General features: G+C 44.7%; 12 protein-coding genes, 2 tRNA genes and 3 rRNA genes. 5 read left to right on the top strand and 12 right to left on the bottom strand.

Annotation, left to right across the window (positions count from 1 at the left end):
* Positions 1–17: 17 nt before the first annotated feature.
* Entirely contained in the window at positions 18–2,735 is a 2,718-nt protein-coding gene (gene acnA / locus BM528_RS01840) for an aconitate hydratase AcnA (RefSeq protein ID WP_071978414.1), read from the bottom strand.
* Between the two features lie 315 nt (positions 2,736–3,050).
* On the opposite strand from acnA, the gene BM528_RS01835 reads away from it, so the two are divergent.
* Entirely contained in the window at positions 3,051–3,524 is a 474-nt protein-coding gene (locus tag BM528_RS01835) for a cupin domain-containing protein (protein ID WP_071978413.1), read from the top strand.
* A gap of 179 nt (positions 3,525–3,703) precedes the next feature.
* On the top strand, positions 3,704–4,450 hold the full coding sequence (gene gpmA / locus BM528_RS01830) for a 2,3-diphosphoglycerate-dependent phosphoglycerate mutase (protein WP_071978412.1): 747 nt from the start codon (positions 3,704–3,706) through the stop codon (positions 4,448–4,450).
* Between the two features lie 126 nt (positions 4,451–4,576).
* On the opposite strand, the gene BM528_RS01825 is transcribed toward gpmA, so the two are convergent.
* The 7 genes from BM528_RS01825 to BM528_RS01795 all read right to left on the bottom strand — a co-directional run bounded on the left by BM528_RS01825 (position 4,577) and on the right by BM528_RS01795 (position 12,623).
* The gene (locus BM528_RS01825) at positions 4,577–5,110 is read right to left on the bottom strand and encodes a PH domain-containing protein (protein ID WP_071978411.1); all 534 of its coding nucleotides are present in this window, start codon (positions 5,108–5,110) and stop codon (positions 4,577–4,579) included.
* Positions 5,111–5,499: 389 nt separating this feature from the next.
* Positions 5,500–5,615, bottom strand: a 5S ribosomal RNA gene (gene rrf / locus BM528_RS01820).
* A 308-nt stretch (positions 5,616–5,923) separates the two neighbouring features.
* Positions 5,924–8,816, bottom strand: a 23S ribosomal RNA gene (locus tag BM528_RS01815).
* 395 nt (positions 8,817–9,211) lie between these two features.
* Positions 9,212–9,288, bottom strand: a tRNA-Ile gene (locus tag BM528_RS01810).
* A gap of 117 nt (positions 9,289–9,405) precedes the next feature.
* A tRNA-Ala gene (locus tag BM528_RS01805) sits at positions 9,406–9,481 on the bottom strand.
* A 79-nt stretch (positions 9,482–9,560) separates the two neighbouring features.
* A 16S ribosomal RNA gene (locus BM528_RS01800) occupies positions 9,561–11,088 on the bottom strand.
* Together the 16S, 23S and 5S rRNA genes with 2 tRNA genes alongside form the textbook arrangement of a ribosomal RNA operon.
* A 614-nt stretch (positions 11,089–11,702) precedes the next feature.
* Entirely contained in the window at positions 11,703–12,623 is a 921-nt protein-coding gene (locus BM528_RS01795) for a cation diffusion facilitator family transporter (protein ID WP_071978410.1), read from the bottom strand.
* Positions 12,624–12,831: 208 nt separating this feature from the next.
* Between BM528_RS01795 and BM528_RS01790 the strand changes: the two genes are divergently transcribed.
* Positions 12,832–14,319 carry an esterase/lipase family protein gene (locus BM528_RS01790; protein ID WP_071978409.1) on the top strand — a complete coding sequence of 496 codons (1,488 nt, stop codon included), beginning with the start codon at positions 12,832–12,834 and terminating at the stop codon, positions 14,317–14,319.
* 8 nt (positions 14,320–14,327) lie between these two features.
* On the opposite strand, the gene BM528_RS01785 is transcribed toward BM528_RS01790, so the two are convergent.
* The 3 genes from BM528_RS01785 to BM528_RS01775 are packed head-to-tail and all read right to left on the bottom strand — an operon-like array spanning position 14,328 to position 15,867.
* The gene (locus BM528_RS01785; RefSeq protein WP_071978408.1) at positions 14,328–14,678 is read right to left on the bottom strand and encodes a YacL family protein; all 351 of its coding nucleotides are present in this window, start codon (positions 14,676–14,678) and stop codon (positions 14,328–14,330) included.
* Positions 14,678–15,202 carry a YgjP-like metallopeptidase domain-containing protein gene (locus BM528_RS01780; RefSeq protein WP_071981102.1) on the bottom strand — a complete coding sequence of 175 codons (525 nt, stop codon included), beginning with the start codon at positions 15,200–15,202 and terminating at the stop codon, positions 14,678–14,680. Before BM528_RS01780 ends, BM528_RS01785 begins: the two co-directional genes overlap by 1 nt.
* Positions 15,203–15,210: 8 nt before the next feature.
* Entirely contained in the window at positions 15,211–15,867 is a 657-nt protein-coding gene (locus BM528_RS01775; RefSeq protein ID WP_071981101.1) for a YigZ family protein, read from the bottom strand.
* A 207-nt stretch (positions 15,868–16,074) separates the two neighbouring features.
* Here BM528_RS01775 and BM528_RS01770 point away from each other — a divergent pair, with 207 nt between their 5' ends.
* Complete coding sequence (locus BM528_RS01770; RefSeq protein WP_071978407.1) at positions 16,075–17,400, top strand: TMEM143 family protein; 1,326 nt, start codon at positions 16,075–16,077, stop codon at positions 17,398–17,400.
* A 165-nt stretch (positions 17,401–17,565) separates the two neighbouring features.
* Positions 17,566–18,003: an SRPBCC family protein gene (locus BM528_RS01765; RefSeq protein ID WP_071978406.1), complete on the top strand. Its 438-nt coding sequence runs from the start codon at positions 17,566–17,568 to the stop codon at positions 18,001–18,003.
* 118 nt (positions 18,004–18,121) lie between these two features.
* On the opposite strand, the gene BM528_RS01760 is transcribed toward BM528_RS01765, so the two are convergent.
* A complete protein-coding gene (locus BM528_RS01760) occupies positions 18,122–19,084 on the bottom strand; it encodes a carbohydrate porin (RefSeq protein WP_071978405.1) in 963 nt (320 codons plus the stop codon).
* Between the last annotated feature and the right edge of the window lie 258 nt (positions 19,085–19,342).

Genomic DNA, 19,342 nt, shown 5'->3' with positions numbered 1-19,342 from the left:
TTATATACCTGACAACTCTACTTACGAAGATATTCTCGAATGACGTAATGTAAGATTCCGCCATTTTCAAAATACGTAAATTCGTTAGACGTATCAATTCTAATATCCATGGTAAATTCTTTTGATTCACCATCGTCAGTGGTCATGGTAACGCTCACTTCTTTTTGTCCACGCTCTACGCCACCAATTGAGAAGGACTCGTTACCCTTGATATCACGCGATGATGCCGAATCTCCCTTTTTAAACTGAAGAGGTAAAATTCCCATACCGATTAGGTTTGAGCGATGTATCCGTTCGTAGCTTTCGGCTAATACGGCTTTCACGCCCATCAAAGAAGGCCCCTTCGCAGCCCAGTCTCTACTTGAGCCTGTTCCATATTCTTTACCGCCTATGACTACGGCTGGTACGCCGTCATCTTTGTATCGCATGGCGGCATGGAATATCGACATGCTGTCACCACTTGGATAGTGAGTGGTTGCACTTCCCTTGGTCCCGGGCGCAAGCTGGTTTTGCAAGCGTACATTGGCAAACGTACCCCGCATCATTACCTCGTGGTTACCCCTACGTGATCCGTAAGAATTAAAATCTTTGGGATCGACGCCTTGAGCTTGCAAGTATTCTCCCGCAGGACTGTCTGGTGCAATGGCACCTGCCGGCGAAATATGGTCTGTAGTAATCGAGTCACCTACTTTTACAAGACAACGTGCATTATCAATTGACTGAAGCGCAGCAGGCTCTTTCTCCATCACCTCAAAAAATGGTGGATGTTTGATATAAGTTGAATCAGGCCAGTCGTAAACTGATGTTTCACTCACACTTAACTCGTTCCATTCACCGTTGCCTTTAAACACGTCAGCATACTTTTCTTTAAATAGCTTACCGGTCACATTTTCGGAAATATACTTTTGAATCTCTTCCTCTGAAGGCCAAAGATCTTTTAAGTAAACTGGCTCGCCGTCTTTTGACATGCCTAATGGCTCTTTAGAAATATCCGCATTCATATTGCCTGCGAGTGCGTAAGCCACTACCAAAGGAGGCGATGCTAGATAGTTTGCGGCAACATCGGGATGAATTCGCCCTTCAAAATTACGATTACCTGAAAGTACCGACGTTACCGTAAGTTTCGCTTTTCTTATCGCGTCGGTAATGGGGTCTGGAAGCGGCCCCGAATTACCAATACAGGTAGTACAACCATAGCCCACCAAATTAAAACCTAAGGCTTCAAGGGGCTTCATTAAATTAGCATCTTCGAGATACTGGGTGACTACTTGCGAACCTGGTGCTAACGAGGTTTTCACCCACGGTTTACTGGTTAAGCCCTTTTCAACCGCCTTTTGCGCAAGCAGTCCTGCAGCAACAAGCACAGATGGGTTAGAGGTGTTAGTACAGCTAGTAATAGCAGCAATGACTATTGCACCATCTTCTAAATTGAATTTGTTGTCTCTAAAGTTAACGAATGAGTCGTGCGCTTCGTCAACATCGCTACCACCGACTAGACCGCCTTCAGCGACGAACTCTGTTTCTTCATCCAGCACTTTTACGTCTATTTGAGAACGATGCCATTCATTGAATGCTTCTGCGGCTTTATCTAGAGCAATTCTATCTTGCGGACGTTTAGGGCCGGCAATAGAGGGAACCACGTCGTTTAAATTTAGTTCAAGCGTCTCGTGGTATTCAGCATCCTTCGAATGATCGTCATGCCATAAGTTGCTGTATTTAGCGTACTTCTCTACCAGCTCTATTTGCGCTTCGTCACGACCCGTTAAACGTAAATAATCTAGCGCGACGTCATCTATAGGGAAGATACCGCATGTGGCGCCGTATTCTGGTGCCATATTAGCAATGGTAGCTCTATCTGCAGTGGTAAGATATTTTAAGCCTGGCCCAAAAAATTCGACGAACTTTCCTACTACACCATGGGCTCTAAGCTGTTGGGTAATAGTGAGTACCATGTCTGTTGCGGTAACGCCAGCGGGTAGCCTACCGTCTAGCTTAAAGCCTACCACGTTAGGAAGTAGCATGGTGACAGGCTGACCAAGCATAGCCGCCTCGGCCTCAATTCCGCCAACACCCCATCCCAATACGCCTAAGCCATTTATCATTGTGGTATGCGAATCTGTACCAACAAGCGTATCTGGGTAGACAAAGTTTCCGTCTTCAGTCTCTTTGATAAACGCACAGCGCGCTAAGTATTCAAGGTTAACTTGGTGAACAATACCGCGACCGGGAGGAACCACCTTAAAGTTATCGAAGCTAGACTGTCCCCATTTTAAAAACTGGTAACGCTCTCTATTTCTTTCAATTTCAATGTCTGTGTTTTTCTGTAAGGCATTCTCTTCGGCGAAATGATCAACCATTACAGAATGATCGATAACCAGCTCTACAGGGTTGAGTGGGTTGATAGCTTGCGCATCTCCACCAAGACGGTCAACGGCGTCACGCATTGCAGCCAAATCGACAATGGCTGGAACACCTGTAAAATCTTGTAAAATAACGCGGGCTGGAACGAAAGAGACTTCAAGCTCTTCATTATTCGAGGTGTCCCATTTGGCTACGTGCTCTATATCTTCACTAGAGACGAATTCTTTATCTTCGTGACGAACGAGGTTTTCTAAAAGTACCTTAATACAAAACGGAAGGCGATCTAGGGGATATTTTTCGTTTATACGATCGAGGTTAATAGCCTTGAAAGTTTTACCCTTTACTTCAAGGTCTGAAAAAGACTTATAAGTCATATGGTCACTATCCTTTTTTGCCTGTTCGAAATTTATATCATTCGCTGAACGAAAGGACTGTAGGAAAGACCTATAGTGCAGCGTATACACCTAAACGTTCAGCTGCTATGTTCTTATACGGAAAATACATGAAAAAAAGTTCATGTAACTGCTAAGTTTTTGTCCGCTTAGCTAACACACACCGCTTCGAAAGCGTGTCCCCACCCTTTATTTTTGAATTAAAACCAAAACATCATTACCTTTTAACGATATGAGTACCCAAATATGCTTAAAACACCTGCGTTAACTCAACGCGCTTTATATAGAGTTTAGCGAATGCATACACTTATTCAAAAATATGGGCTAATGCCACATCCTGAGGGTGGTTATTACAAGCAAATATATCGTTCTTCAGACATTACAGCTTCGCACGTTCATGGCAAAAGTAGACCTGCACTAACACACATCTACTTCTTACTTTTAAAAGGGCAAGTGAGTCGGTTTCATCGTGTGTTGCACGACGAAGTATGGAATCATTATGAAGGCGCACCATTGCAATTAATTCAGTTTGAAACTGACACACTTGCACAAAACGGGCTTTCAAAAAAAATCATAGGCAACTCAGAAAATGGCTATGTACACATTGTACCGGCGGGTCATTATCAAGCCGCTTACAGCACCGGAGATTACAGCTTAGTAGGCTGTACCGTAGCACCAGGTTTTGACTTTGAAGACTTCAGCTTTATTGAAGACCCTTCCACAGTCAAATGGCTAAACGATCATCATTCAGGTATGAGTAAATTTATATAGGCTCAAAGTGACGAAGCTGATTGTACAAAGGTTGGTCTTACCTTTGATTTTATGGGGGTTAGCGCTGGATTTTTTGTTACGTATCAAGGATGATAATATGCAACTTCAATATACGTCTGCACGTCTATTCTAAAACAGACGGGCAGGCTTTTTTACTCAACCCCGCAGGTAACCCAACTATGTATAAATTGGTACTTATTCGTCACGGAGAGAGTCAGTGGAACTTGGAAAATCGTTTCACTGGTTGGCATGACGTTGATTTGACTGATACTGGCGTAGCACAAGCAAAGAACGCTGGTAAAATGTTAAAAGACGCAGGATTTGAATTTGATCAGGCTTACACGTCTGTATTACTTCGCGCTATTAAAACACTTAATATTGCGCTTGAAGAAATGGGACAGCACTACCTACCCGTTGAGCGTCACTGGCGTTTAAATGAGCGTCACTATGGCGCACTTACTGGCCTAGATAAGGCAGAAACTGCTGCCAAGCATGGTGAAGAGCAAGTTAAAGTATGGCGTCGTAGTTTCGATATTCCACCGCCAGCAGTAGAAACTGAAAGTGAGCATTTTCCTGGTCACGATCGTCGCTATAATAATGTTGATGCTGACATTCTACCTCGCGGTGAGAGTCTTAAGCTTACCATAGAGCGCGTATTGCCATATTGGCACGATGTAATTCGTCCGCAAATTCAAGATGGCAAACGTGTGATCATTGCAGCGCACGGCAATAGTTTACGTGCTTTGGTGAAATACTTAGACGGTATGTCTGATGAAGAGGTACTCGGCCTCAATATACCAACGGGCGTGCCTTTGGTTTACGAACTTGATAAGAATCTAAAACCTATTTCAAAAGACTACTTAGGAGATCCAGAAGCAATTAAAGCAATGATGGATGCCGTGGCGAAACAAGGTAAAGCTAAGTAATAGAGTTACTCACCGGTTTTGAATCGATGTAAAAAGACCCTTTCTAATTCATAGTAATCAGTAAGGGTCTTTTTTCTGCTAGTCATATTCTAAATATACAAACACACGCTGGGGGAGTTTTAGAAACTACTTTTCCTTTAGCAAGGCTTCCAACAAACCTTCAATGCGCTTTACGCTATCTATAAGAACTGACATTTCAGATTGCTTATCTTCAGACTGGCCGCTAGTAGAAGTTCCTGTAACCGATATCGCATCTTTTTGCGATAGTATTGTTTCTCGAAAATTAGCGGCGTCATCAATACCAAGAAGGGAAACGAGCGCGCCTTGGGCTGACTGTCCAGCCGTTTCAAATGACAGCCTGTAAAGGTTAAAAACACGCATTAAGGGCCCTTGAACCATAGCTACATCTGTAATCTTTTCCAAGGGTATAGACTTTTCTTCTTTATGAAATATCCCTCTTTTAACAACAAGTTTGCGTTCTGTGATCGTTGCCGACATTGCAGCCAACGTTCTATTGCTTATCACTAAAAATAAAGGGATTGATATAATAAGAAAGGGTATGCCAATCACTATTAATGTCGAAAACAGCAAAAGGCTTACAAGCCAGTAACGCTTCACCGCCGGATTAAATGTGGCTTCTAAAATAATTCGCTCTGCCATTAGTTCGTCCTATTTACTTCGACTAAAATATTATTCGCAAGAGTTTACCAAAAAACCTGCACATTGCTAAAAGTAAGTCGATTCTATTAAGGCTTTTATCGAATAAGAATGTCTAGAAATACTGACAACACAAAAATAATGGGGTCAGAGTACATTCCTACACTGTAAACAACGAAGTTAGGGTGCGTTGTTGTGCTGTTAAAACCACCCGTTCAAAAAAGTACACTGACCCCATTTTGATGTGTGTTTGTACGGTGGGGAATAAAGTACTTTGACCCTTTTTTAAGGTGTTGCTGGGAGAGTAATGGGATTAATGTACACTGACTCCATTATTTTTTTTCTGGTCCAGAAAGCAAAAAACCCGCCGTTAGGCGGGTTTCTTTAATGGGACCTGGCAGTGTCCTACTCTCACATGGGGAAACCCCACACTACCATCGGCGCTAATACGTTTCACTTCTGAGTTCGGAATGGAATCAGGTGGTACCGTATCGCTATGGCTGCCAGGAAAAACTTTTAGTGCAGAATCACGATGCTTTTTGTCGTGACTTCTGCGCAAGGAGGACTAACAGTACTCTTTAGAGTCTATTTAATCATCGTTGCTTAATAACTAACAAATCGGAAAGATAATATTAATTCAATCAGTGAGTAACTACTTTTTACTCTATTTGTCGTGCAAAATCATGATTGCTTTTTATCATGACTTTTGCGCAAGGAGGACCAACAGTACATATTGTTGTTTGTCACATCCTATCGATTTGCTTATCATTTGCTTACAACGCCAACTTCTCTTCGAAGCCTTTTAGGCGTTGTTGTATGGTTAAGCCTCTCGGGCAATTAGTACAGGTTAGCTTAACGCCTTACAACGCTTCCACACCCTGCCTATCAACGTCATCGTCTATAACAACCCTTCCAGACCTTAAAGGTCAGGGATGACTCATCTCTGGGCCGGCTTCCCGCTTAGATGCTTTCAGCGGTTATCCGTTCCGAACGTAGCTACCGGGCAATGCCATTGGCATGACAACCCGAACACCAGCGGTTCGTCCACTCCGGTCCTCTCGTACTAGGAGCAGCTCCCATCAATCATCCAACGCCCACACCAGATAGGGACCGAACTGTCTCACGACGTTCTAAACCCAGCTCGCGTACCACTTTAAATGGCGAACAGCCATACCCTTGGGACCGACTTCAGCCCCAGGATGTGATGAGCCGACATCGAGGTGCCAAACACCGCCGTCGATATGAACTCTTGGGCGGTATCAGCCTGTTATCCCCGGAGTACCTTTTATCCGTTGAGCGATGGCCCTTCCATACAGAACCACCGGATCACTATGACCTACTTTCGTACCTGCTCGACGTGTCTGTCTCGCAGTTAAGCTAGCTTATGCCATTGCACTAACCTCACGATGTCCGACCGTGATTAGCTAACCTTCGTGCTCCTCCGTTACTATTTGGGAGGAGACCGCCCCAGTCAAACTACCCACCAGACACTGTCCACAATCCCGATAAGGGACCAATGTTAGAACATCAAACATACAAGGGTGGTATTTCAAGGACGGCTCCACACAATCTAGCGACTGTGCTTCGAAGCCTCCCACCTATCCTACACATGTAGGTTCAATGTTCAGTGCCAAGCTGTAGTAAAGGTTCACGGGGTCTTTCCGTCTAGGTGCGGGTACACAGCATCTTCACTGCGATTTCAATTTCACTGAGTCTCGGGTGGAGACAGCGTGGCCATGGTTACACCATTCGTGCAGGTCGGAACTTACCCGACAAGGAATTTCGCTACCTTAGGACCGTTATAGTTACGGCCGCCGTTTACCGGGGCTTCGATCAAGAGCTTCGCTTACGCTAACCCCATCAATTAACCTTCCGGCACCGGGCAGGTGTCACACCCTATACGTCCTCTTACGAGTTTGCAGAGTGCTGTGTTTTTAATAAACAGTCCCAGCCACCTGGTCACTGCGGCCTCCATTTGCTTACCACGCGAAGTGTTCACAAACAGAGGCGTACCTTCTCCCGAAGTTACGGTACAATTTTGCCGAGTTCCTTCACCCGAGTTCTCTCAAGCGCCTTAGTATTCTCTACCTGACCACCTGTGTCGGTTTGGGGTACGGTTCATATAATCATAAGTTTAGAAGCTTTTCCTGGAAGCAGGGCATCAACAACTTCACTCCCTTGGGAGCTCGTCTCGCGTCTCAGCTTTAAGAACCCGGATTTACCTAAGTTCTCGGCCTACTCGCTTTCACTTGGACAACCAACGCCAAGCTTGCCTAGCCTTCTCCGTCCCTCCATCACTGATTATATAAGTACGGAAATATTAATCCGTTTCCCATCGACTACGCATTTCTGCCTCGCCTTAGGGGCCGACTTACCCTGCCCTGATTAGCATGGGACAGGAAACCTTGGTCTTCCGGCGTGGGAGTTTTTCACTCCCATTATCGTTACTCATGTCAGCATTCGCACTTGTGATATGTCCAGCAAGCTTTACAACTCACCTTCATCCACTTACACAACGCTCCCCTACCCAGCACAGTAAACTGTGCTGCCGCAGCTTCGGTATATTGCTTAGCCCCGTTACATCTTCCGCGCAGGCCGACTCGACTAGTGAGCTATTACGCTTTCTTTAAAGGGTGGCTGCTTCTAAGCCAACCTCCTAGCTGTCTATGCCTTCCCACATCGTTTCCCACTTAGCAATATTTTGGGACCTTAGCTGGCGGTCTGGGTTGTTTCCCTCTCCACGACGGACGTTAGCACCCGCCGTGTGTCTCCCGGATAGTTCTCATTGGTATTCGGAGTTTGCAAAGGGTTGGTAAGTCGGGATGACCCCCTAGCCTTAACAGTGCTCTACCCCCAATGGAATTCGTCCGAGGCTCTACCTAAATAGATTTCGGGGAGAACCAGCTATCTCCCGGTTTGATTGGCCTTTCACCCCCAGCCACAAGTCATCCGCTGACTTTTCAACGTCAGTCGGTTCGGTCCTCCAGTTGATGTTACTCAACCTTCAACCTGCCCATGGCTAGATCACCGGGTTTCGGGTCTATACCTAGCAACTCAACGCGCAGTTAACACTCGCTTTCGCTACGGCTCCGCTATTCGCTTAACCTTGCTACTAAATATAAGTCGCTGACCCATTATACAAAAGGTACGCAGTCACCCCATCACTAAGCACCCTGCTTGGGGCTCCCACTGCTTGTACGTATACGGTTTCAGGTTCTATTTCACTCCCCTCACAGGGGTTCTTTTCGCCTTTCCCTCACGGTACTGGTTCACTATCGGTCAGTTAGGAGTATTTAGCCTTGGAGGATGGTCCCCCCATATTCAGTCAAGATAACACGTGTCCCGACCTACTCGATTTCACTGTAAAGCACGCTACGTGTACGGGGCTATCACCCTGTATCGCTCCTCTTCCCAAAGGATTCCACTACACACTAAACAGCTTAAGGGCTGCTCCCCGTTCGCTCGCCGCTACTAGGGGAATCTCAATTGATTTCTTTTCCTAAGGGTACTTAGATGTTTCAGTTCCCCTCGTTCGCCTCGTTACACTATGTATTCATGTAACGATACCTGTAAACAGGTGGGTTTCCCCATTCGGACATCTGTGGCTCAAATGCATTTTGTCGGCTCACCACAGCTTTTCGCAGACTTACACGTCCTTCATCGCCTCTAACTGCCAAGGCATCCACCGTATACGCTTCGTCACTTAACCATACAACAACCCTAAAAAGCCTTGAGTATCGGCCTCATGTCCGCCTTTTGAATTCGGACAAGGGTAATGTTGCATGCATGACAAGCTAATCGGAAGAATTGCCTTGCTATCAATCAATGTTGATAACAAGCAATTCAAGTCAAGTAGAGTAAAAAGTACGTCTTTCGACTTCTCAGTTACTCAATTTTGATTGATTACTATTAATATCAGCTTTCCAAATTGTTAAAGAACATAGTGCAAAATCATGACGCTTTTTGTCATGACTTTTGCGCAAGGAGGACCTACATTACTCTTTAAAGTATCGTAAATGCTCCCTCAGGGTAAAAAACCCTAATCAATGCTTACTGAAACAGTAAATATTCATTAGGATTTCGGGTCCAACGTGACACAAGAATTGGTAGGCTTGGGCAGACTTGAACTGCCGACCTCACCCTTATCAGGGGTGCGCTCTAACCAGCTGAGCTACAAGCCTATTTTTCAAGCCGGTCGGCGTTGTGACCTCACCGCTCTTATTCGAGGGCAGGGCTGCAACCATCCGAGCTACAAGCCTTCAGTAAACTTCGCTTATGCAAGCTCAGTTTCAAGTAGATGGTGGAGCTAAGCAGGATCGAACTGCTGACCTCCTGAATGCAAATCAGGCGCTCTCCCAGCTGAGCTATAGCCCCATAAACTTGTGTCGTTCTTCATTTTTAAACAAGACTATCTGTGTAGGCACTGCATCAAGTGCGTCTATCGACGTAATGGTAAGGAGGTGATCCAACCCCAGGTTCCCCTAGGGTTACCTTGTTACGACTTCACCCCAGTCATGAAACACAAAGTGGTAATCGTCCTCCCGAAGGTTAGACTAACTACTTCTTTTGCATCCCACTCCCATGGTGTGACGGGCGGTGTGTACAAGGCCCGGGAACGTATTCACCGCAGTATTCTGACCTGCGATTACTAGCGATTCCGACTTCATGGAGTCGAGTTGCAGACTCCAATCCGGACTACGACATTCTTTAAGGGGTCCGCTCCACATCACTGTCTCGCTTCCCTCTGTAAATGCCATTGTAGCACGTGTGTAGCCCTACACGTAAGGGCCATGATGACTTGACGTCGTCCCCACCTTCCTCCGGTTTGTCACCGGCAGTCTCCTTAGAGTGCCCAATGCTGGCAACTAAGGACAAGGGTTGCGCTCGTTGCGGGACTTAACCCAACATCTCACGACACGAGCTGACGACAGCCATGCAGCACCTGTGTCAGAGTTCCCGAAGGCACCAATCCATCTCTGGAAAGTTCTCTGCATGTCAAGTGTAGGTAAGGTTCTTCGCGTTGCATCGAATTAAACCACATGCTCCACCGCTTGTGCGGGCCCCCGTCAATTCATTTGAGTTTTAACCTTGCGGCCGTACTCCCCAGGCGGTCTACTTATCGCGTTAGCTTCGCTACTCACGACTTAAAGTCACAAACAGCTAGTAGACAGCGTTTACGGTGTGGACTACCAGGGTATCTAATCCTGTTCGCTACCCACACTTTCGCACATGAGCGTCAGTCTTTGGCCAGGGAGTCGCCTTCGCCACTGATGTTCCTCCAGATATCTACGCATTTCACCGCTACACCTGGAATTCCACTCCCCTCTCCAAGACTCTAGTCTGCCAGTTCTAAATGACCGTCCCAGGTTGAGCCCGGGGCTTTCACATCTAGCTTAACAAACCGCCTGCGTGCGCTTTACGCCCAGTAATTCCGATTAACGCTCGCACCCTCCGTATTACCGCGGCTGCTGGCACGGAGTTAGCCGGTGCTTCTTCTGTTGCTAACGTCACGGTGAGCAGGTATTAACTACTCACTTTTCCTCACAACTGAAAGTGCTTTACAACCCGAAGGCCTTCTTCACACACGCGGCATGGCTGCATCAGGGTTTCCCCCATTGTGCAATATTCCCCACTGCTGCCTCCCGTAGGAGTCTGGGCCGTGTCTCAGTCCCAGTGTGGCTGATCTTCCTCTCAGAACAGCTAGAGATCGTCGCCTTGGTGAGCCTTTACCTCACCAACTAGCTAATCTCACTTGGGCCTCTCTCTGCGCCGGAGCCTAAGCCCCGTTTGGTCCGTAGACGTTATGCGGTATTAGCAGTCGTTTCCAACTGTTATCCCCCTCGCAAAGGCAAGTTCCCAAGCATTACTCACCCGTCCGCCACTCGTCAGCGATGTGCAAGCACATCCTGCTACCGTTCGACTTGCATGTGTTAGGCCTGCCGCCAGCGTTCAATCTGAGCCATGATCAAACTCTTCAATTAAATATAAATATATCGAAATATGAATCGTCGTTGTGACACTCTTAACGAGTGCCCACACAGATTGTCTTGTCTAAATTGTTAAAGAACATCGTGCAGAATCATGACGCTTTTTGTCGTGACTTCTGCGCAAGGAGGACCAACATTACTTTCAGTTGATTCGTTTTCCTTGCTGTTGGACAACCTTGGTCGCCGCAATTCACTAGAAGCCGTTGCTTCTTAGTGGCTCACCCTGTTCGAGTGAGGTGCGCATTATACGCTGGAAGTTTTCGTTGTCAACACTTTTTGAAAATTTATTTTCTAAAGCGTTTCTTCTAAACTCCCGTCTTTACTGGCCTATGTAGGTAGTAGAGACTTACTTCAGGAGGTTTGCTGTTTTGCTTTTCCCCCGAAGCGGATGCGCATTTTAGGGAAATGAGCGCTCACGTCAACACTTATTTCGAAAAAAACCTTATTTTTCGATCATTTGCACAAACAACAATCAAAACGTTTATTTAACCTACTAATTCACACGACTTTTAACTGACTATAAGTTTAGTTAAGTGGTAACAGCCGCGTTGTACTATAAATTAAGTAAGTCGTTACGATTACAAATACGCCCTTATTAGGAGCATTCTCTAATCAGCCAGCGCTGGGTTAGCGATAAACAATATATCCATAATAATGGCTGGATCCCACTGTCGCATTGCGGTCTCACTGGCTATGCGGATATCGTCTAATTCACTAATGGTTGCCACGGAAAACGATTTATCAACAATAATATGCACGAGTAAATAAATGTCTCTTCCGCTTTTACTTATCCGTACTTCAACATGTTGATAGGGCACTGCAATCAAGGTTTGCTTTAAACGTTTTTCTATCACGGCTGTCACCGACTCTGGTGGCGCTTTATTGATAACTTCTTTAAGGCTGTCAAGCATGATTTTAAAAGGCACTGGCAATATCGCGAGCCCTAATATTATTAGCAAAACGGGGTCGATAAAGGAGGCATACTCAGCAAAACGGGTTTGCTCAATTCCGTATGCAATAGCAAAGCCCAGTAAGATTGACGCACTCAATACGCCATCTACAAACCAAGTGTGAGCTTCTACTGCCACTAGGTCTGAACGCAATGGCTTACTTTGATACTTCATGTAGCCAGACACAGCAAAGCACGCAGTAGTAGCAATAACACCGTAAATTATTGCATAGCCATATTCAGCCTTTATGCCACCGTCTGCAAGGCTACCAATAGCTCCCACCACGGCATATAAGCATGTGGCAATGATAATAATGGATTTGAATAAGTTTAACGTAGGCTCTATGGCCGTGTAGCCAAAATGAAAACGGTCGTCATCGGGCAACTGCACTAAATTTGCTACTTTTAGCGTGAGCAACGACATGAAAAAGGCAATGAGTGAGTAGGCGCCGTCAAACAGGATGGCGGCTGAATGGGTAATAAAAGCAAAGCCAAGTGCGATAAATACAAACAAACCCGCTACGTAAAACGATACCCGCAGTAAGGTTTTTTCTTTAGTGTGGTGAAAACCTATGGCCATTTTTGGCTCAAAGACTCAGGTGTTAATATTCGGCGAATAATACGCTTGTTTTAAAAATAAGATAGCGAATTTATGCAGGGTGACAAATAATTTTTTTGTCCTTATTTAGTACACTTTTTTATCAAAAAACAGCGCAGTTTAATAAATAGGTTCTCCTTGCGCTGATACTGCTATGCTTAGATCAACTTGATAATAGAAAGGGCATGCTTTGCCTAACTCAAAAACAGATGTCCAAGCTACTGATGCCAAGGCTACTGATACCAAGGGCACTTATACCAAAAGTACTGGTGTCTCAAATACTGACAAACAAACTCAAACAAAAAAGCTCTCTCAGGCGCAAGAAGCTAATCGGCTAATTGCCGATGCGGTTATTCAACTTACCTTGGTAATTGAAACAATGCACAACCGTATTAATCCGCTGAATTGGCTGGCGCCATCAACACAATCATCAACACAAAAATCAAAGCAGCAGCTTAGCAGTGGTATTACAGGCATGGTTTACGAAAGTATTCGTGGCATTACTAGCGAGGTAAGCAAGCGCATTAATACGCCGCTTTCTGTATTAAACGACAGTTTGAATGACTGTTTGAATGACTGTTTGAATGACAGAGGTAGCGACAGCCTTAAAGGCAATGTTGGTGACAGTGATAATAGTGTAAATGGCAATGTAAGCGAAGCTGCAACGCCATCATCAACGCATTCACCATCACCTTCATCAATAAAGCCTACATTACTCTCAGCCATAAATGGCGTTATCGGCGATTACCTTCATACACAACAAAATCCGCTGTCCATCGCCATGACATTTCGTCAACACGGCAACGATATAGAGTTAGATGCATTGGCCCAGCAAATCGTAGATTCCGAAGGTAAGGTTCTTATTATGGTGCATGGCTTGTGCATGAATGATGTGCAGTGGCGGCAAGGTGAGCACGATCATGGTGAGCACCTTGCTAATGCTCTCTCATGCACCACGGTTTATTTGCACTACAATACGGGGCGGCACATTTACCAAAATGGGATGGAGTTAAACGCGCTATTAGGTGAGTTGGCGAGCCAGTTTCACTCTCTACAAAGCCAGCATTCATTAGATATTTCAGTTGTTGCCCATAGCATGGGCGGGTTGGTCACAAGAAGCGCGCTTTATTATGCTAAAGCTGCAATATCAGAAGAGGCGGCAATTACAGAGGCAGCCGAAGAAAAGGCACAGTGGGCCGAGTATTTACAAAAAATAGTGTTTCTTGGCACCCCACATCACGGTGCGCCTCTTGAAAAAGCAGGCAACTGGGTAGACCTATTTTTAGGTATGCATCACTTCACGGCTCCGCTAACCCGCATTACTCAAATTCGCAGTGCAGGTATTGCCGACCTTCGGCACGGATATATTGTTGAAAGCGACACACACTCTGAACGGCTTTTTGATTTTGTTAACGATCAACGCGAACCCATTCCACTGCCTGATGGGGTAGCGTGTTTTGCCATTGCAACAACGTCCTCGGCATCGCCAAATGCTATTAATAAGCATCTCGTTGGTGATGGTTTAGTGCCCCTTAATAGCGCACTAGGTATTCATGAAAATGAAGCGTTTAATCTAGATTTTAAACCGGAGAATCAGTGGGTGGGGAATAACATCAGCCACCTTGGTTTACTGGGAAATAAAACAATTTACCACGTTATTCACCGGTGGCTTTCGTAAATCGTTTTTTAACGAATGAATGCCTTCCATTCTTGCAGTAAATGTTTGAAATCTGCCAAGCCGCAACCTGCTTGCATCTCTTCGTCGTAATCTTCGGCAAATTCTTTGTGACTGGTTTCGTTGTGATTGAGGGTGAGTATTACTTCGTCGTCTTCAATGGTTAACGTATATTCCTTGCCAATAAATTGGTACTCAGGAATGTTGCGACACAGCAGGTTTTCAATGGCATCTAGCACCGTATTAATGCTTTCGCGATCGGTGCCTAAATCGTTACTTAACCAATCACCAAAAGCTTCGCATTCAATATCACATTTGGCGGAAGGCTCTCCTAACATGTCAGTGCGAAATTGAAAATCCATCAGGCCTCCTTGGGAACATCATAAACATACCCTGTTAATTCTAGTTCAGTTAAATAGACTCGCACGTCAAATTCAATTTGATGGTAATCGGGTAGCATGTGTTGGCAGAGCTTGTAAAAGGCTTTGTTATGTTCTTTTTCTTTAAGGTGGGCTAATTCATGCACTACTATCATGTTCAAAAATGGCTCGGGCGTGTTTTTAAACAGGCTGCTTACTCGCAGTTCATTTTTACTCTTTAATTTACCGCCTTGTACCCGCGATACATAGGAATGCAATCCAAGGGCGTGGTTCACTATATGAATTTTTTGATCGTATATGACCTTACTCAACGGTTGAGTTTTTTTCATATACTGGTTTTTAAGTCCCATCACATATTCGCGCAAGTCGTTGTCGTTTGCCACTGAGTGAGTGGCAGGGTAACGAGTGCGCAGCCAATCTCCCAACGCGTTGTCGTCAATCATCTGTTGAATTTGTTGTTGCAGTCTCTTAGGGTAGTGTGAGAGATATTGAAGCCTGCTACTCATATCGGCACTCATATTGACGAATCATTCAATTTGCCTTGCTTGCTTTCAACGTCCGGGCTGCCACCTTGCTGGTCCTTAATGTCTTGATTAACAATTGGCGCCAGTTGCTGCTTTATTTCTTCTACGTGGGAAATGGGTATTTGAATATCAATACTTACCTGCTGTGCATAGCGACAGTCGGCAATATTCCCCGACGCTTGCTGAACCAAATGTCTAACAAATTGTTCGTGTTTAAAGTCTACATCAACGGTAAGCGTATGAAGAGTAACTTCTTCTCGTACTGTAAGTTGTTCAATGGCTTGCTGCGCCGACGCAGAATAAGCGCGAACGAGTCCGCCAGCGCCTAGCTTTACACCGCCAAAGTAACGAGTCACTACAATCATTACATCGCCAATATCTTTATGCTGAAGCACGTTCAAAATAGGTTTGCCGGCAGTGCCACTTGGCTCTCCATCATCGGCCATAGCAGCGCTTACTGGAGAGCTTGGAGGACCAAAAATATAGGCCCAGCAGTGATGTCGTGCATCGGGGTAGCGCTTCTTTACTTCATCAAGCACAGCCATTGCGCTCTCGCGAGAGTTGGCAAATGATGCCATCGCAATAAACTTGCTTTTCTTTACTTCAAACAGGACTTCAACCTGATTGGCGGGAACGGGATAATTCATTTGGTAAGTATACCCCATTGCCTTCATTCAAATAAGAGCCTTAAGTCGTACCTGTACAGAGCATGTAGCCTTTAGATGCATTGTGTTATCGCTTATTTATGGTTTACTGAGCACATGAACTTGTTTCGTTAGCCACTTGTATAACGCTACTGACTAAATAAAAAACGGTGCGCCAAGTGTTAGTGAATTACCTACGTTAGAACGGTTATGTCCTCAGAACGATTTATACCTTTTCGCAAAGCCGATGTTGTTTCCATGTGTAACGATGTCCTCATTAACAAAGAACCCGCTGACGCTGATAGCACTGCTAACTCCTTTGAGGTGTTTTGCAATTTGTTGGTGAACCGCATTCACTTTCAGTATCACGAGCAGCTAGAGCGCTTGAAAAACAGCTACGCGCTTTTCGACCCTAACAAAGATACCCGCACGCTAAAAGACATTACAGATAGCGAACGCAAGGCCGTTCAAAAAGACTTCGCCAGTGAGTTTTCCACATTATTAGATTCTGCAAACTTTGAAAAAGTCACCGATACTGATTTAGAAGATGCGCTGCATGAAGAGTCGCTGTTTAAAGTTCGTTTGGCGGTAAGTTTTGACGATTTTCAAGAAGTCGTGTTTTATCGTCGAGGTGAATCGGTTAAAACAGAAACGCTACGTACGTTCTTTGGGTTACGTAAAAAATCGATATCGTTTACCAACTACGAGCGAGTGGCGGTTTATATTACCTTTAAAGATAAAGACTACTTCGAGCAACGGAAAGACACTAAAAAACAGCTTCCTGTCACTTTCACCCCTGGAGCCACCATTATTAAGCTGTTTCAAAACGTACCCAAAGCAGATTTGGAAATGCTATTTCCAAACAGTGAAGTGAAAATGCGTCCGCTCGATAAACTTATCATTGGGGCGTCGGCAACGGTAGGTGGCATTGTTGTGCTGGTGACGAAATTAGGGGCGTCTATATTACTGCTGTCGTCATTTTTAGCGTTTTGGTTAGGGCTTAAAGATGAGTCGGTAGAGCTTACAAAGCAAAGCCTGATTACCTTTGGTATTGGTATGGGAGTGTTCGGTAGCTTTGTCTTTAAAGAATGGACGAAGTTTAAAAATCGAAAAATACGGTTTATGAAAGCCCTTTCGGACAACCTTTATTTTAAGAATTTAGATAACAACGCTGGCGTGTTTCACACTCTGGTAGATGCCGCAGAAGAGGAAGACTGTAAAGAAGCTTTATTGGCTTATACCTTCTTATTAAAACATGAAGGAGCAGGGATGAGCGCAGATGAACTCGATAAAGAGATTGAAGCTTGGTTTGAGCACACTCACAATTGCACCTTAGACTTTGATGTGTCTGATGCTATCGATAAATTGGTTAAAATGAAGTTGGTAGATACAAAGCCAGTAGAAACAGGACTCGTAGCAACAAAGTTCGTAGAAACCAAGCTCGCAGATAAAAATAACGTGCTTTTCACGGCAAAGCCGTTAAAAAGTGCCATTAACGAATTGGACGAGTATTGGGATAATATTTACCAAGGCTAGCTTTGTAGGTTTAGTTGAAAAGGCACAGCTTCCCTATAAACAGTTCTATTCTAGTAATGGCCGAATTGCCTATAGTTGCAGATAAAAAGTGGTTATTTGAGCTATTCACACATTGCTCTATATTCAAGCAACCAATAGGCTCACGTTTTTTCTAATAGGTATCTAATGTTTTCAATTCATGTAGAGAGAGTTATCGATAAACCTATCCACGATGTGTTTGCGATGCTAAGCGATCACGAAAACTATGCGCAGTTTAAAGGTGTGGACGAAGCGCACTTACTTGTGCACGGTAAAGACGATAAAAACGGGTTAGGTGCTGTACGTGAAATTATCGCAGGTGGCGCTAATCTACATGAAGAAATTGTCGCGTTTGAGCCTCCTTATAAACTTGGCTACAAAGTTATAAAGTCTAAACCTCTTCCTTACGATCATCAGTTAGGCGAGATTACGCTTAAAGAACAAGACGGCAAAACCCATGTCACTTGGCGTTCGAAGGGGCAAATTACTATTTTCTTACTGGGCAGTTTGTATTTCGATAAGCAAATTCAAAAAAACGGTGGCAGAGCGTTTGGTAGTATCTTAAAGCAGATTGGCAACTCATAACTATGGCTAAAATGTTCCGTTGAGAGGATGCTTGTTTAGATAGTAGATAGTAGATAGTAGATAGTAGATAGTAGATAGTAGATAGTAGATAGAAGGCTTGTTTAGATAGGAAGACTGTTTAGATAGAAAACTCCACTCTCATTGTTAAAACAATGGCGTCTTTTGCTTCCTTATCGGCGGCTGGGTTTGCAATAAACTGTATGTCTGGTTTAAGCGCAAGGGTATCTGTTAACTGAAAACGATAAAACAGCTCTATCGCTGTTTCGTCTCGCTTGTATTGAGATGCTACAAGGGGGCTGGTGGTAATATGAGATATGCCAAGTCCTAACACGTCGTCTTTTCGATTATTTATACTGTACCACGTTAGTCCAGCGCCAATATGGGTGTCTATCTCACTGGTTGTATCGCTACTTCGCCCATACTGCAAAAACCAACCACCATTTTGTGCTGCAAACAGTTCAGAGCTAAACTCACCAGACAGGGTGGCGAAAAGCCCGCTTGCATCCTGAGGAGGCGTTGATTCGTCACCTTCATTATCTACTAATGGCGTAATGTCGCCCGTTTGAATCCAGCCGCCAATGGCAGCCGTAACGTTGTCTATATGTTGTGTCCATTGCCCCACGGTGAAACCGTTACTAAAGCTGCGATTTTGATTGGCGTAATGCCCAATGGATAGCTGTGTATTTTGCGTGGCGCTATAAAACGCATTCACCGATAGCCGGGGGCTTGGATAAGTGGGGAAATAGGAAACTGTCGGGCTAAAACCCATGGACGACTGAATAAACTCTCCAGCATGTTCAGCATAGGCGAATTCATTATTTGCATCGACTTGACCTATTTTGAAGCGCAGGCTTTCTTCATAAAATGACTTCTCTACCCAAACTTCATATATTTTTGTGAGCTCAGCTTCATCAATATTCGAAAATGCCTGAAGATCGCCAACAGAGTCACTGGCATTGTTCCCCCGTAATACTTGAGCATCTGCAAAAAATAACGTGCTGTCGTTAATACGATATTCATAGGCAGCAATACCGAGCGTTCTATTTATCGTAGTGCGCTCCTCTAGTCCACCCGATGCCACATAGCTTGTGTCGTTAACGAGAGTAAGTGAGAGGAAGTTTGCAAAGGTGTTGGCAGCACAAAAAATGGCGCCAAAACCAAACTGAGCTTGAGCGTGTTAGGCCGTGCAGTTCGTTTTTTTAATTGTGAAATACCGAATAGAATGGGAAAAACCTATCTTCCAATTTACTGATTGAGTACCACTACCAACCAGCTTTTATATCACTTTCTACGTAGGTCAGATATGAATTAGCTCAACTGAACTTTCAAAAGAAACGAC

The organism is Alteromonas sp. RW2A1 (assembly GCF_001886475.1).
GTDB lineage: Bacteria > Pseudomonadota > Gammaproteobacteria > Enterobacterales > Alteromonadaceae > Alteromonas > Alteromonas hispanica.
This window is presented reverse-complemented; position numbering and strand designations above follow the sequence as displayed.

Bases quoted from the DNA above. Each gene is read 5' to 3' on its own strand.
- acnA (WP_071978414.1), bottom strand. From the start codon at position 2,735: ATGACTTATAAGTCTTTTTCAGACCTTGAAGTAAAGGGTAAAACTTTC.
- BM528_RS01835 (WP_071978413.1), top strand. From the start codon at position 3,051: ATGCATACACTTATTCAAAAATATGGGCTAATGCCACATCCTGAGGGT.
- gpmA (WP_071978412.1), top strand. From the start codon at position 3,704: ATGTATAAATTGGTACTTATTCGTCACGGAGAGAGTCAGTGGAACTTG.
- BM528_RS01825 (WP_071978411.1), bottom strand. From the start codon at position 5,110: ATGGCAGAGCGAATTATTTTAGAAGCCACATTTAATCCGGCGGTGAAG.
- BM528_RS01795 (WP_071978410.1), bottom strand. From the start codon at position 12,623: ATGGCCATAGGTTTTCACCACACTAAAGAAAAAACCTTACTGCGGGTA.
- BM528_RS01785 (WP_071978408.1), bottom strand. From the start codon at position 14,678: ATGGATTTTCAATTTCGCACTGACATGTTAGGAGAGCCTTCCGCCAAA.
- BM528_RS01780 (WP_071981102.1), bottom strand. From the start codon at position 15,202: ATGAGTAGCAGGCTTCAATATCTCTCACACTACCCTAAGAGACTGCAA.
- BM528_RS01775 (WP_071981101.1), bottom strand. From the start codon at position 15,867: ATGAATTATCCCGTTCCCGCCAATCAGGTTGAAGTCCTGTTTGAAGTA.
- BM528_RS01770 (WP_071978407.1), top strand. From the start codon at position 16,075: ATGTCCTCAGAACGATTTATACCTTTTCGCAAAGCCGATGTTGTTTCC.
- BM528_RS01765 (WP_071978406.1), top strand. From the start codon at position 17,566: ATGTTTTCAATTCATGTAGAGAGAGTTATCGATAAACCTATCCACGAT.